Source organism: Pseudomonas sp. L7 (assembly GCF_046605565.1).
Classification (GTDB): domain Bacteria; phylum Pseudomonadota; class Gammaproteobacteria; order Pseudomonadales; family Pseudomonadaceae; genus Aquipseudomonas; species Aquipseudomonas wayambapalatensis.
This window is the reverse complement of the sequence record NZ_CP176784.1, coordinates 5012620-5027292: the sequence shown is the minus strand read 5'-3', so window position 1 is coordinate 5027292 and position 14673 is coordinate 5012620. Positions and strand designations below refer to the sequence as shown.

Here is a 14673-nt window from a genome sequence, read left to right as displayed (position 1 = left end):
CCCTGCGGGCGCGGCGAACCGCCGCTCCCACAGGGGCGTGACGTTACAGTGTCAGCGTCAATCCTCTGACCAACGCCCCGGGCAGATGACTCGATCCGGTTTGCCGCTGCCCATAGGTACTGGTCGACAGGATCAGCTCGCGGTCACGGGTCAGCTCTTCCAACTGCTTACCCAGCAGGTTATAGAGGCTGTCGTCGAAGCGCATGGTGCTGACCGGGCCCTGGATCTGGCCGTTTTCCACCCAGAAGGTGGCGAAGCGCGTCAGGCCGGTCATCCGCGCTGCCGGCAGGTCTGAATAGTTCAGATACCAGAGGTTGCTGATGTACAGCCCGGTATCCAGGCGCGCCAGGATATCCGCCGACGCCAGCTCGCCCGGTGCCAGGCTCAGGGCGCACGGTGCCTCGTAGCTGTCGGCGCCGTTGCCCGGCAGGTCGAACTCTACTGCGCTGCGGGGGCTGACCAGGCGTGCGTGGCCCCGGCCTTCGACGATCAGCGCTACGTCCTTGCGGGGCGAGCCCTCGCTGGAGAACGCCGGGCTCAGCGAACCGCTGACCTGCTCCGAGAAGCTGACCCGCGGATCGAGCTTGTCATCACCGGTGTACAGACGCTGCAGTGGGCTGTTGCCGGTGGCCAGGGCCTGGGCCGAGAAACCGCCCCAGGCCAGCATGCCGGCGATCTCGTCCATGGCCGCGGGTGCCAGGTAGGCGCGGTAGCTGCCAGGCTTGAGGGTGATCGTCGGGCGCCCCAGGTACTCAAGCTGTTCGCGGGCCAGTTGCAGGCGTGCACTGAAGGCCTCGCCGCTCCAGACCTGGCCTGCATAGTTGGCCTTCACGGCCTGGCCATTGGTGTGGAACAGGCTCCAGTCGAAATTGAAGCTGTTGGCCTGGTGCCAGCCGAAGGCGCGGAACGAGCTGGCAAAGCCCCGGCAGATCGGGCCGGCGGCGTAGATGCCGACCAGGTCGAGGTCGCCTGCCTGCTGCTCGACCAGCGTCAGCACTTCGCTGAAGTCGGGCAGTGTTGGATCTTGCACGCTGTGGCTGTGCCAGGCGCTTTCGTCGAGTTTCAGGTAGGGGTCGAGCGGCAGCAGCGGCAAGGTCTGGCGCAATCGCTTCAGGGCATCCTGCAGGCGCTGGCGATCCAGTTGCGCATCGTCACCGAGGGTGAACTGCTGTTCGGCCTGGCGTCCTTCACGTATCAGGCGCAACTGCGCGCTAGCTTGGGCCACCTCGCCCGCCTGGCGCACCTTGGCATGGTTGAAACGCACGAAGCGCGACTGTTCGGCGTTGTAGCCGAGGGTGAATTGCTCGCCGGGGTGCAGCGCCTCGCGCAGGGCACTGACCAATGCCTCGAAGCGTTCTTGATAGGGGGTACTCATCAGGCGTCTCCTCCGAATACGTCGATCTGGCGGAACACGCAGGCCGGCGAGGCATGGCCGACCCGGATGACCTGGTTGGGTTCGCCCTTGCCGCAGTTGGGGGTGCCAAGCACCTGGAAGGTGCTGCTATCGCCCACGGCCGACAGGTTGCGCCAGAACTGCGCGGAGATGCCGCGATAGTTGGGGTTCTTGACCACGCCCTTGAGCTCGCCGTGCTCGATCAGTTGGCCCCATTCGCAGCCGAACTGGAACTTGTTGCGCGCATCGTCGATGGACCAGGAGCGGTTGGTGCGCATCAGGATGCCGTGCTCGATCCCCTTGATGAGCTGGTCGAGCGACTGGTCGCCCGGCTCGATGTTGAGGTTGGCCATGCGGTCGATCGGAGCGCGGTTCCAGCCACAGGCGCGGCTGTTGGCCACGCCGTCGAGCCCCGAGCGGAACTGCGACAGGGCGCCGCCCAGCGGGCGCAGCAGCTTGCCCTCGCGGATCAGGAACTGCTTGCTGGCCGCGGTGCCGTCGTCGTCGAAGCTGTAGCTGGCCAGCTCCTCGTCGATGGTAGGGTCGAAGGTCACGTTCAGCAGGGGCGAGCCGTATTGCAACTGCCCGAAATCGCTGGGCTTGACGAAGCTGGTGCCCGCGTAATTGCGTTCGTCGCCGAGAATACGGTCCATCTCCAGCGGATGGCCGATGGACTCATGGATCTGCAGCATCATCTGGTCGGGCATCAGCAGCAGGTCGCGCGCACCGCTCGGGGTGTTGGGCGCCAGCAGCAGTTGCAGGGCTTCGTCGGCGATGCGCCGGGCGGCGCCGACCAGGCCGCAGCGCTGGACGACTTCGAAGCCACCCTGCTGGCCAAAGTTCTCCCGGCCCAGGCTGCGGCTCTGGCTGTCGCGGCCATCGCTGGCGGTGACGCCAAGGCCCGGAAAGATGAAGCGCTGCGCGTTGCGCAGCTCGGCGCCGGCCGAGTTCAGGTAAGTCTGCTCGACCAGGGTGATGCCCAGGCTCGCCTGCCAGTCCACCAGACGTTCGTCCTTGGGCACGCTGGCCGATTCGGTGGCGAGCAGCTCGAGGCAATCCGCAAGGTTTGGCAGCGATTGGTCGAAGTTGGGCGAGATATGGTCGTGGCGCGTGCTCGGCACCGGTTGGTCGCGCAGGTCGAGCAGGTGGTGGCCGGTGATCTGCCGGGCCAGGGCCTCGGCGTGTTCCAGGGCGCGTTGCAGGCCGCTCTGCGACAGGTCGGCGGTGGCGGCGTAGGCCTCGACGCCGTTCAGGCGCACGGTGAGCATGGCACCTTCGTCCTGGCTGAAGAATGGCGGTTCGGCGACGTTGCGCCGCACCGACAGCGATTGATGCGATTGCTTCACGTGGCGAAGCGAGAACAGTTCGGCCTTGCTGCGCAGCGCTGCGAAGCGCTGGCGCAGCAGGGCGCTGGAATCGAACATGCGGGAACCTCCTGTTCGCGGTGGCTCCCCCTAGAACCACCCCTCTTGCATGCTCAGGCAGGTGTCGTCGCGTGCCTCGAGCAGTGCGAGCTCAGTATGGCAGCCTGGCACTTCCCAAGTCAGGAAATAACGTGCGGCCTGCAACTTGCCGTAGTAAAAATCGCGGTCGACCTCGACGCCTTTCATCAGCCCGAGCTCAGCATGGATGGCCTGCTCCAGCCAGCGCCAGCCGATCACGCAATGGCCGAACACCTTGAGGTACAGGGCCGAGTTGGCCAGGGCTCCGGCAACCTTGCCCTGGGCCAGGTCGCCGAGCAGTGCCAGGGTCACGGCTTGCAGGCGGTTGACCAGTTGCTCCAGCGGCTGGCGCAGTGCGTCCAGGTTGGGGTGATGGCTGGCGCGCTCGGCAGTGGTGGCGATCAGGCGAATCAGTTGCTTGAGCCCGGCGCCGCCGTTCTGTGCCAGCTTGCGCCCGAGCAGGTCGAGCGACTGGATGCCTTCGGTGCCTTCGTGGATCGGGTTCAGGCGGTTGTCGCGGTAGTACTGCTCTACCGGGTATTCGCGGGTGTAGCCGTGGCCACCGAGGATCTGGATCGCCAGTTCGTTGGCCTTGAGGCAGAACGTCGAAGGCCAGGACTTGACGATCGGGGTGAGCAGGTCGAGCAGTTCCTGGGCCTGGGCGCGTGCCGCCTCGTCGGGTGCGCTGTGGGTGTCGTCGAACAGCCGTGCGGCGTACAGACCCAGGTCGAAGGCGCCTTCCACGTAGGCTTTCTGCGCCAGCAGCATGCGTTTTACATCGGCGTGCTCGATGATCGGCACTGCTGGGCTGCTGGGGTCCTTGTTGTCCACCTGGCGGCCTTGCGGGCGCTGGCGTGCATAGTCCAGCGAGTACAGGTAGCCGGCGTAGCCGAGCATCACCGCACCCATGCCGACGCCGATGCGCGCTTCGTTCATCATCTGGAACATGCACGCCAGGCCCTGGTGTGGCTTGCCGACCAGGTAGCCGACGCACTGGCCGTTGTCGCCGAAGTTCAACGCCGTGGAGGTGGTGCCACGCCAGCCCATCTTGTGGAACAGACCGGCCAGCAGCACGTCGTTGCGGGCACCGAGGCTGCCGTCGTCGTTGACCCGGTACTTGGGCACGATGAACAGCGAAATGCCCTTCACCCCAGGCGGTGCATCCGGCAGCTTGGCCAGGACCATGTGCACGATGTTTTCCGACAACGCGTGGTCGCCGCCGGAGATGAATATCTTGTTGCCCTTGAGCCGATAGCTGCCATCGCCAGCGGGCTCTGCACGGGTGCGGATATCGGCCAGCGACGAGCCGGCGTGGGGCTCGGTCAGGGCCATGGTGCCGAAGTAGCGGCCTTCGATCATCGGCTGCAGGAACAGGCGCTTCTGCTCCTCGCTGCCAAAGCTCTCGATCAGGTTGGCTGCGCCCATGGTCAGGAAGGGATAGGCCGTGGTGCCAGCGTTGGCGGCCTGGAAATGGGCGAAGCAGGCTTGCGAGACCAGGCTCGGCAACTGCATGCCGCCGACGTCGAAGTCGCGGTTGGCGTTGAGGAAGCCCGCCTCGAGGAAGGCCTCTACCGCAGGCTTGACCTCGGGAATCAACTCGGCGCGGCCGTCGACATAACGCGGCTCGTGCTCGTCGCCCTTGCGGTTGTGCGGGGCGAAGTACTTCTCGGCAATCGCGCGAGCAGTACCGAGCGCGGCGTCGAAGGTCTCGCGGTTGTGCTCGGCGAAACGCGGGCGCTGGGTCAGGGCTTCGGCGTCGAGGACTTCGTAGAGTTCGAAGGCGAGGTTGCGGGGGTTGAGGAGGTGCTCGGACATGGCGGGATTCCTGGGTTCGAGATGCTGCGAGTCTAGAGCCAGGGAGAGGGGCTGCACAGGCTCATGGGTGCGCGTGATGACACTCCAGAAGGCTGAGCATAGGTGTGCGATTGGTGGCGCTCGCTGCGTCTCGAGATCCTTTGCGCTGCTCTACTGGTATTTGTGTCAGGTGTGGCCTGTACATCACTGGCGTAGCCTAGGCCTTTGCCGGATCCCCGTTGAGTCCTGATTGGGGGCTGCATGCCATCTAGACCTGAGCCGGAGCATCGCCCAATGACCAGCAACGCGCCATTAGTCCATCGCCAAACCCCATCGGTATCGGCGTTTGCTCGCAAGCTGAAGGTACGGGAAATCGCCTGCCATCGTGATGCGCTTGCGCTTGGACAGACCACACTGCTCATCACGCGGCACAGGTACGATCCTCGTGGTTTCCTGGATCGGAGCGTCGACCCGCGTATGGCTGGGCGCGGTCTGGTGAACTTCGCGTTGGGCAACGATTTCACTGGCAAAGTGCTGCGTGTTCAGAGTGTCGACGCGGGCATAGAAGTTGCCTTGGCTGATATCGATGGTCGGCCTTTGGTGCATGTCAGTGCAATCGCGGCAGGCGCAGAAGGGCGTGACGACTACAGCCAGGCGGTGGTACGTCGATCGATGTACGAGGCTCACGGTCTGGCGGGCCGTTTGTCGAGCATCAGCGATACAGTTGGCGGTGGTGTTCCCCGCATGACCCAGCGCTTTGTCTATGGGGGGAGCAGTGCACTGGAGCGGGGGCGAAACCTGGCTGGTCGCTGTACACGTCTTTACGACACTGCTGGCCTTGCGTTGCACGACGCCATCGCCATGACCGGTACCACGCTGTCTGTCACCCGTCGTCTTCTGGGGCAGGGAGATGAAGTACAGACAGTGGTCGATTGGCAAGGTGAGAGTATCGATGAATGGGACCGCGCACTTGAGCCGACTGCGCAGGCACACACTACGTGTTCGGTCGTGGACGCAACCGGAACCGTATCGAGCATCGTCGATGCAGCCGGGAACCGGCGGCGTGTCACCTATGATATCGCGGGTCGGCTCCAGGCAAGTTGGCTGAGACGCAAAGACTCTCAAGAGTGCGAGATCGTCCGGTCGACGAGTTACCTGGCAGGTGGAAATAAGACCCGTGAACTGCAGGGTAACGGTGTGTCGAGCACCTATTTCTTTGAGCCACGAACGCAACGCCAGGTTCAGCTACGGATCGAGCGGCCTGCGAGTCATGCCCTGGGTGCGAGGCTCCTGCAGGATTTGCAGTATTCGTTCGACCCGGTGGGCAATGTGGTGAGCGAACGGGACGAGGCCGACAACAGAAGATTCTGGCGGAACCAGGTGGCGGAGCCGCAGACCACGTACTGTTACGACAGCCTTTATCAATTGGTCGGCGCCTGCGGAAGAGAGCAGGTCAATGCGTCATCGCGGGCGGGAGAGTACAACACACCGTCTCCCTCTCCCTACGATGAGACACTCGTTACCCGTTATACCCGCAACTATATCTATGACACTGCTGGCAACCTGACGCGCATGGTGCACCGGGTGCCGGCCAGCAATCACTGTCGTGTCGTCGAGATCACAGTCAGTGACCGCAGCAATCGGGCGGTGCTGGGCATAATGGCGAAGACACCCGCCGAGGTGGAGGCGTTGTTCACGGCAAAGGGTCAGCAGATCTCGCTGTTGCCCGGCAATCCCCTGTGCTGGACGCCTCAAGGGGAGTTGCATCAGGTCATCTCCCAGCAACGCGAGGAGGGGCGGCATGACCATGAGCACTACCGTTATGACAGTGCCAGCATGCGGGTCCTGAAAGTCAACACGCAGTGGGCCGCTGCAAGCCGGCACACGCTTCGAGTCACCTATTTACCCGGGCTTGAATTGCGCTGCACTACCCGCGATGCCTCCCTTGAGGAGGAGTTGCAGGTTATTTCGGTCGGTGAGCCCGGTCATGCACAGGTGCGAATGTTGCACTGGTGCAGCGAGGTGCCAGACGGGTTGGAGAACGATCAACTGCGCTACAGCTACGACACGCCGCTGGGCAGCGGCATCCTGGAGGTTGACGGCGCGGGCAGGCTGATCAGCCATGAAGCGTATTACCCATTTGGGGGAACCGCGTTGTGGGTGGCCCGTAGCGAGCTTGAAGGGAGTTACAAGACTCTGCGTTATTCAGGCAAGGAACGAGATGCGACAGGGCTGTATTACTACGGTTATCGCTACTACCAGCCGTGGGTCGGGCGATGGCTGAGCGCAGACCCGGCGGGGGCGGTGGATGGCCTTAATTTGTATTGCATGGTGCGCAACAATCCGGTGACGCGCAGAGATGCCAACGGATTACACAGTTTTGAGGAGGAATTCGGGGCCGACTTCGCTGCGTTGGACAAGTTGATCGAGTTTCCGGAGATTTTTAAAAATCTGAAGCCTGGTGTTGTACTAAAGGGCAATGTCAGTCACGACACGCAACATCGAAAGAAATTAACGGTGTATTGGATGCGTGAGAGTGAAGCGTATCAACCCACTGAACTGGAAAGGGTCATAGGTCCGGCGGGCAACAGCGAGCAAGAAGCTCTTGGCCCGGCTGCGCAGCTCGCGCAGGATCTAGGGGTGACTGAACAGTTTGCCAAGGACTTTATGCGTGACACGTACACCCTGAAAGTAAACGAAAAGGAAACTCCCTTGGTTGTAGAGAACATTAAGAAGTATTTCAAAAAGCAGCAGCGAGGGATTATTTCGATGATTGCGCATCAAGCAATGGCTGCCGAGATTACCAGCTTACTCTACTCCATCAAGCCTGCCGGCGGGGAGTTTGACGAAAAAGGCGAGATGCGCGGCATATGGTCAGCGGCCTCGGGCGCGGCCTCTGAATACCAGATTGAAAGGAGTGAAGGGGGCGACGAGGTATCGATCACCTCGAGACAGGTCTTCCGCCTGAAGGATGTGGCGACAGGGGATTTTTTAGCTAAGGTTGATGCGATTACCCAGCAGACTGTATTTCTGGCCACATCTACAAAGAATGAAAAGCTAATTTATAACCTCCAGAATAAGGTGCCCAGCCTGCAAACAATAACGCTTTTGCATGATTTACCGGAACAACCGGTGACCAAAAAGTCGCCCGTTGTATCCAGATTCAAATTCTGGAAATCGAATAAAAAACAATAGCTGGGTTGCCCGCTGCCACCGTTTCGCTGCTGAACCGGTAGGAGCGGGCATGCATCCTGAATGCGTCAGTACCGTCAGCCGATGGTCATCAGGCTGGCGTTACCCCCTGCAGCCGCGGTGTTCACGCTCACCGCACGCTCGATCACCAACCGCTCCAGCGCGATCTGCTGATCGCCGCTGGACAGCCCATGCACACCAACGATGGCACCGGCGCGTTTGGCGACCTGCTGGCACACTGCGCGCAGCTGGTCGGAGTCGCCGTGGTGGATGACCGCGTCGAACGCCACGTCATCTTTGCTCCAGTCGGCCACCAGCTTGATCTTGCCTTGCAGGTCTTTCGGCAGGCGACCGCGCAGGCCCTTGGCCGGCTCGCCGTCGGCCCACACCGCCGAGCTGCCAACCGCCAGCACCGCGGCGAACTGCGCGAGCAGGTCGGCCTCGTTGTCAGCCAGGCACAGCACATGCTCGCGAGGCAGCACGGTGTAGGTGTTGCGCTCGCCGGTCGGGCCAGGCAGTACACGGGTGATGCCACTTTGCGACTGTTCGGCGAACTGCTCGCACAGTGCCACCAGCTCGGGCTGGTTGCTCGAAGCCCAGGCCTTGAGCACCTGCAGCGGCTTGATCAGCTGGTCGCGCAGGGTGGTGTCGGCTTTGGTCTCACCGTCGGCACGCTGGAAGTGGCGGGCGATGGCGTCAGCCGGGCGGGTCGACAGCAGGCGGTACAGGTACAGCGGGCCACCGGCTTTCGGGCCGGTGCCCGACAGCCCTTCACCACCGAATGGCTGCACGCCGACCACGGCACCGACGATGTTGCGGTTGACGTACATGTTGCCGGCGTTGACGTTGTCCACCACCTTGGCGATGGTTTCGTCGATGCGGGTGTGCACGCCCAGGGTCAAGCCGTAGCCGGAGGCGTTGATCTGCGCGATCAGCTGGTCGAGGTGCTTGCGGTTGTAGCGCACCACGTGCAGCACCGGGCCGAAGATCTCGCGCTTGAGCTCGTCGAAGCTCTCCAGCTCGATCAGGGTCGGCATGACGAAGGTGCCGCGCTTGCACTCCTCGGATTCGGCAATGGCCACCTGGTAGACACTGCGACCTTTCTCGCGCATGGCCTGGATGTGCTTCTCGATGCCGGCCTTGGCTTCGGCGTCGATCACCGGGCCGATGTCCACCGACAGGCGCTCCGGGTTGCCCATGCGGTTCTGCGCCATGGCGCCCTTGAGCATCTCGATCACGCGGTCTGCGGAATCCTCTTGCAGGCACAGTACGCGCAGCGCCGAGCAACGTTGACCGGCGCTGTCGAAGGCCGACGACACCACATCGATCACCACCTGCTCGGTCAGCGCCGAGGAGTCGACGATCATCGCGTTCTGCCCGCCGGTTTCGGCGATCAGCGGGATCGGACGACCCTGGGCATCCAGGCGGCCGGCGACGTTGCGTTGCAGCAGGCGCGCCACTTCGGTGGAGCCGGTGAACATCACGCCCTTGACCCGTTCGTCACCGACCAGGCCGGCACCGACGGTTTCGCCGCGCCCCGGCAGCAGTTGCAGCACACCTTCGGGGATGCCGGCTTCGAGCAGCAGGCGCACGGCCTGGGCCGCGACCAGCGGGGTCTGTTCGGCCGGCTTGGCCAGCACCGGGTTACCGGCGGCCAGTGCGGCGGCCACCTGGCCGGTGAAGATCGCCAGCGGGAAGTTCCATGGGCTGATGCACACCACCGGGCCGAGCGGGCGGCAGGCGTCGTTGCTGAAATCGTTGCGTGCCTGCACGGCGTAGTAGCGCAGGAAGTCGACGGCTTCGCGCACTTCGGCGATGGCGTTGGCGAAGGTCTTGCCGGCTTCGCGGATGAGCAGGCCCATCAGCGGCTGGATCTCGGCTTCCATCAGGTCGGCGGTGCGCTCCAGGATCGCGGCGCGCTCGGCTGGTGGGGTGGCTTGCCAGATCGGCGCGGCATTGAGGGCGCACTGGATGGCGTTGTCGACGTCGGTGACGCTCGCCTCTTGCACATGGCCCACCACGTCGCGGTGGTCGGCTGGGTTGAGTACCGGTGCGGCGGCTTCCTGGCTGGTGGCGCAGGCCAGCAGCGGGGCAGCCTTCCAGTCGTTGTGGGCGGTTGCCAGCATGGCGCAGGACAGCGACGCCAGGCGGTGTTCGTTGGCCATGTCGATGCCGGCCGAGTTGGCCCGTTCGCTGCCATAGAGGTCGCGCGGCAGCGGAATGCGCGGATGCGGCAGCCCGATGCTGCCTTCCTGGGTGGCCATGCGCTCGATGCTCGCGACCGGGTCGGCGACCAGTTCCTGGATGGAGATCGAGTGGTCGGCGATACGGTTGACGAACGAGGTGTTGGCGCCGTTTTCCAGCAGGCGGCGTACCAGGTAGGCCAGCAGGGTTTCGTGGGTGCCGACGGGTGCATAGACGCGGCACGGACGGTTCAGCTTGCCATCGGCGATCTTGCCGACGACCTGCTCGTACAGGGGCTCGCCCATGCCGTGCAGGCACTGGAACTCGTACTGGCCTGGGTAATAGTTCTGGCCGGCAATATGGTAGATGGCCGACAGGGTGTGGGCGTTGTGCGTGGCGAACTGCGGGTAGATGGCTTCCGGCACCGACAACAGCTTGCGGGCGCAGGCGATGTAGGACACGTCGGTATAGACCTTGCGGGTGTAGACCGGGTAGCCCTCCAGGCCTTCGACCTGGGCGCGCTTGATCTCGCTGTCCCAGTAGGCGCCCTTGACCAGGCGGATCATCAGGCGGTGACGGCTGCGCTTGGCCAGGTCGATGACCGAGTCGATCACGTACGGGCAGCGCTTCTGGTAGGCCTGGATGACGAAACCGATACCGTTCCAGCCCGTCAGCGATGGCTCGAAGCACAGGCGTTCGAGCAGGTCCAGCGACAGCTCCAGGCGGTCGGCTTCCTCGGCGTCGATGTTCAGGCCGATGTCGTACTGCTTGGCCAGTTGGGTCAGCGACAGCAGGCGCGGGTACAGTTCTTCCATCACACGCTCGTATTGCGCGCGGCTGTAGCGCGGGTGCAGCGCCGAGAGCTTGATCGAGATGCCCGGGCCTTCATAGATGCCGCGCCCGTGCGAGGCCTTGCCGATCGAGTGGATCGCCTGCTCGTAGGAGGCCAGGTACTTCTGGGCGTCGTGCTCGGTCAGCGCGGCCTCGCCGAGCATGTCGTAGCTGTAGCGGAAGCCCTTGGATTCGAAGCGGCTGGCGTTGGCCAGGGCTTCGGCGATGGTCTCGCCGGTGACGAACTGCTCGCCCATCAGGCGCATGGCCATGTCGACACCCTTGCGGATCATCGGCTCGCCACTCTTGCCGATGATGCGGGTGAGCGAGGAGGTCAGGCCGGATTCGTTGTGGGTGGAGACCAGCTTGCCGGTCAGCAGCAGGCCCCAGGTTGCGGCATTGACGAACAGCGACGGGCTGTTGCCCAGGTGTGGCTGCCAGTTGCCCGTGCTGATCTTGTCGCGGATCAGGGCGTCGCGCGTACCTTTGTCGGGGATGCGCAGCAGGGCTTCGGCCAGGCACATCAGCGCCACGCCTTCCTGGGACGACAGCGAGAACTCCTGCAGCAGGCCCTGGACGATACCGGCGCGGCCGCTGGCGCTCTTCTGGTTGCGCAGCTTGTCGGCAAGGCCTGCGGCCATCTTGTTAGTCGCTTCGGCCAGCGGGGCCGGCAGGCGGGCCTGCTCCAGCAGCATCGGCACCATTTCCTGCTCGGGGCGACGGTAGGCTGCGGTGATCGCTGCGCGCAGCACGGACTGCGGCAGAATGCTCTCGGCGAATTCGAGGAAGCACTGGTGGGTGTGGTCGGCCGGGAGTTCGCCAGCGTCGTCACCGAGCTGCGCAGCGTGGCCGTTGATTTCGTTCAGGGTTGCACCACCCTCGAGCTTCTCCAGGTAATTGAAGATCGCTTGCTTGATCAACCAGTGCGGGGTGCGGTCGATGGACTGCGCAGCCGCTTTGAGTCGCTCACGGGTCGGGTCGTCGAGTTTGACCCCAAGGGTGGTCGTCGCCATTTCTTATCCTCGTTATTGCCACGGGCGTGGCTAAGCTGGCGGCAAGATTAGCGCCAGGCACCTCTCGGGTGCAACCGGGTGCAACCCGAATTTTTCATGAAAAAGGTGCAACTCGTCTGGCGCAAAACGCTAAACAGCGGAAAGGGTCGTTTTTGCTGCTCTTGCTTATTAAAAGCGACGTTTTTGCTTCAAAAAGGAGCAAAAAAGGGGTTTTGACTGAAAAGACATTTCCAGGTGCAACTTGCAAATGAAAAATGGTTGCACCCGCTTCATGTTGTTGCATAGGATTCGCCGCCTGGGTGCAACCGTCTCACGAAGGTCGGCTGCAAGAGATAACAACAACGCCAGGGCACAACCATGGGCAATCCAATCACGATCACCTTTGTGGTCTACATCGCGGTAATGGTGCTGATCGGCTTCGCGGCCTATCGCTCCACCAAGAATCTCTCCGACTACATCCTCGGCGGTCGCAGCCTCGGCAGCGTGGTCACCGCGCTTTCTGCTGGCGCTTCCGACATGAGCGGCTGGCTGCTGATGGGCCTGCCGGGCGCCATCTACATGTCGGGCCTGTCGGAGGCCTGGATCGCCATCGGCCTGACTGTCGGTGCCTACCTGAACTGGCTGTTCGTCGCCGGCCGTCTGCGGGTGCAGACCGAGCACAACGGCGATGCGCTGACGCTGCCCGACTACTTCGCCAGCCGTTTCGAAGACCACAGCGGCCTGCTGCGGGTGATCTCGGCCATCGTCATCCTGGTGTTCTTCACCATCTATTGCGCCTCGGGCATCGTGGCGGGTGCGCGCCTGTTCGAAAGCACCTTTGGCATGTCCTACGAGACAGCCCTGTGGGCCGGTGCTGCGGCGACCATCGCCTACACCTTCATCGGTGGTTTCCTGGCGGTAAGCTGGACCGACACCGTGCAGGCCTCGCTGATGATCTTCGCGCTGATCCTCACGCCGATCATCGTGCTGATCTCCACTGGCGGCTTCGACACCACGATGTTGGCGATCGAGGCGCAGAACCCGGCGAACTTCGACATGTTCCGCGGCGCCACCTTCATCGGCATCATCTCGCTGATGGGCTGGGGCCTGGGCTACTTCGGCCAGCCGCACATCCTGGCGCGCTTCATGGCCGCCGACTCGGTGAAGTCGATCGCCAAGGCTCGTCGCATCTCCATGACCTGGATGATTCTGTGCCTGGCCGGCACTTGCGCCGTGGGCTTCTTCGGGATTGCGTATTTCTCGGCCAACCCTGATCTGGCTGGCCCTGTCACCGAGAACCACGAGCGTGTGTTCATCGAGCTGGCGAAGATCCTGTTCAACCCGTGGGTTGCCGGTGTGCTGCTGTCGGCCATCCTGGCGGCAGTCATGAGCACCCTGAGCTGCCAGTTGCTGGTGTGCTCGAGTGCGCTGACCGAGGACTTCTACAAGGCTTTCCTGCGCAAGGGTGCTTCGCAGACCGAACTGGTCTGGGTCGGTCGCCTGATGGTGCTGGCCGTGGCATTGATCGCCATCGCCCTGGCGGCGAACCCTGACAACCGTGTGCTGGGCCTCGTGGCTTATGCCTGGGCGGGCTTCGGTGCTGCGTTCGGGCCGGTGGTGCTGCTGTCGGTATTGTGGAAGGGCATGACCCGCAACGGTGCCCTGGCGGGGATCGTGGTGGGTGCGCTGACCGTGATCCTGTGGAAGAACTACGTCGGGCTTGGCCTGTACGAAATCATCCCGGGCTTCCTGTTCGCCACCATCGCCATCATCGTGGTGAGCAAGCTGGGGCGTCCGAGCGGCAGCATGGTTTCGCGGTTTGAAACGGCTGATGCTGCATATCACGCAGACAAGTAACACCTGCTGATTCGGCGACGGCTGCTTCGCGGGCGGGCCCGCTCCTGTGGGGGCGGGCCTGCCCGCGAATGGCCCTTGTGCCGATCGACGGCCAGGCCTGACTCCGCCCGCAAGGCAAGGTAAACTTGCCGCCCCCGCAGGAGTTGCCATGAACTATCGTCACGCCTTCCACGCCGGCAATCATGCCGACGTCCTCAAGCACATCGTGCTGACCCGCCTCATCGCCCTGATGTCGCGCAAGGAACAGCCGTTCGCCTATATCGACACCCACGCCGGCCTGGGTCTGTACGACCTGCAAGGCGACCAGGCGACGCGTACCGGTGAGTATCTCGAAGGTGTTGCCCGCCTGTGGAATCGTGAAGACCTGCCGGCTGCGACCGCCGACTACCTGCGCATCATCAAGCGCCTGAACGCGGATGGCGAGTTGCGCTACTACCCCGGCTCGCCGGAGTTGGCACGGCGCCTGATGCGCCAGCAGGATCGCGCACTGCTCAACGAGAAGCACCCTGAAGACGGGCCTTTGCTCAAGGAAAACATGAAGAAGGATCCGCGGGTCACCGTGCACCTGGGCGAGGGCTGGCATGTGCCGCGCGCCCTGCTGCCGGTGCAGGAAAAGCGCGCGATCATGCTGATCGACCCGCCCTTCGAGCAGGCCGACGAACTCAAGCGCTGTACCGTGGCGATGAAGGAGGCGATCGGCCGCATGCGCCAGACCGTCGCGGCCATCTGGTACCCGATCAAGGACCAGCGTTCGCTGACCCGCTTCTATCAGGACCTGACCAGCACCGGCGCGCCCAAGCTGCTGCGCGTCGAACTCTATGTGCATCACCAGGACAGCCCGCAGGGGCTGAACGGCTCGGGCCTCGCCATCGCCAACCCGCCATGGGGGCTGGAGGATGAGCTCAAGGACCTGCTGCCCTGGCTGGCCAGGGAGCTGGCGCAGACTTCGGGCAGCTTCCGCATGGACTGGCTGATCGCCGAATAGCCC

The 14673-nt window shown here is 63.4% G+C and carries 7 protein-coding genes; 3 read left to right on the top strand and 4 right to left on the bottom strand.

Going from position 1 to position 14673, the window contains the following annotated elements; genetic code table 11:
* Positions 1 to 43: 43 nt before the first annotated feature.
* The 3 genes from ACK3BK_RS23015 to ACK3BK_RS23005 are packed head-to-tail and all read right to left on the bottom strand — an operon-like array spanning position 44 to position 4650.
* Positions 44 to 1375: a TldD/PmbA family protein gene (locus ACK3BK_RS23015; protein WP_411383393.1), complete on the bottom strand. Its 1332-nt coding sequence runs from the start codon at positions 1373 to 1375 to the stop codon at positions 44 to 46.
* Entirely contained in the window at positions 1375 to 2817 is a 1443-nt protein-coding gene (locus ACK3BK_RS23010) for a TldD/PmbA family protein (RefSeq protein ID WP_186721293.1), read from the bottom strand. The genes ACK3BK_RS23015 and ACK3BK_RS23010 overlap by 1 nt, the downstream gene beginning before the upstream one ends.
* A 30-nt stretch (positions 2818 to 2847) precedes the next feature.
* On the bottom strand, positions 2848 to 4650 hold the full coding sequence (locus ACK3BK_RS23005) for an acyl-CoA dehydrogenase (protein ID WP_411383392.1): 1803 nt from the start codon (positions 4648 to 4650) through the stop codon (positions 2848 to 2850).
* 273 nt (positions 4651 to 4923) lie between these two features.
* Here ACK3BK_RS23005 and ACK3BK_RS23000 point away from each other — a divergent pair, with 273 nt between their 5' ends.
* Positions 4924 to 7824, top strand: a complete 2901-nt coding sequence (locus tag ACK3BK_RS23000; protein ID WP_411383391.1) for an RHS repeat domain-containing protein — start codon at positions 4924 to 4926, stop codon at positions 7822 to 7824.
* 74 nt (positions 7825 to 7898) lie between these two features.
* Here ACK3BK_RS23000 and putA read toward each other — a convergent pair whose 3' ends face one another.
* A complete protein-coding gene (gene putA / locus ACK3BK_RS22995; RefSeq protein ID WP_411383390.1) occupies positions 7899 to 11849 on the bottom strand; it encodes a trifunctional transcriptional regulator/proline dehydrogenase/L-glutamate gamma-semialdehyde dehydrogenase in 3951 nt (1316 codons plus the stop codon).
* Between the two features lie 357 nt (positions 11850 to 12206).
* Here putA and putP point away from each other — a divergent pair, with 357 nt between their 5' ends.
* Together putP and ACK3BK_RS22985 are read left to right on the top strand one after the other, a co-directional pair.
* Positions 12207 to 13685, top strand: a complete 1479-nt coding sequence (putP, locus tag ACK3BK_RS22990; RefSeq protein WP_411383389.1) for a sodium/proline symporter PutP — start codon at positions 12207 to 12209, stop codon at positions 13683 to 13685.
* Between the two features lie 148 nt (positions 13686 to 13833).
* The gene (locus ACK3BK_RS22985; RefSeq protein WP_411383388.1) at positions 13834 to 14670 is read left to right on the top strand and encodes a 23S rRNA (adenine(2030)-N(6))-methyltransferase RlmJ; all 837 of its coding nucleotides are present in this window, start codon (positions 13834 to 13836) and stop codon (positions 14668 to 14670) included.
* Positions 14671 to 14673: the final 3 nt, after the last annotated feature.

Excerpts from the sequence above, each read along its gene's own strand:
- ACK3BK_RS23015 (WP_411383393.1), bottom strand. The coding sequence starts at position 1,375 with ATGAGTACCCCCTATCAAGAACGCTTCGAGGCATTGGTCAGTGCCCTG.
- ACK3BK_RS23010 (WP_186721293.1), bottom strand. The coding sequence starts at position 2,817 with ATGTTCGATTCCAGCGCCCTGCTGCGCCAGCGCTTCGCAGCGCTGCGC.
- ACK3BK_RS23005 (WP_411383392.1), bottom strand. The coding sequence starts at position 4,650 with ATGTCCGAGCACCTCCTCAACCCCCGCAACCTCGCCTTCGAACTCTAC.
- ACK3BK_RS23000 (WP_411383391.1), top strand. The coding sequence starts at position 4,924 with ATGACCAGCAACGCGCCATTAGTCCATCGCCAAACCCCATCGGTATCG.
- putA (WP_411383390.1), bottom strand. The coding sequence starts at position 11,849 with ATGGCGACGACCACCCTTGGGGTCAAACTCGACGACCCGACCCGTGAG.
- putP (WP_411383389.1), top strand. The coding sequence starts at position 12,207 with ATGGGCAATCCAATCACGATCACCTTTGTGGTCTACATCGCGGTAATG.
- ACK3BK_RS22985 (WP_411383388.1), top strand. The coding sequence starts at position 13,834 with ATGAACTATCGTCACGCCTTCCACGCCGGCAATCATGCCGACGTCCTC.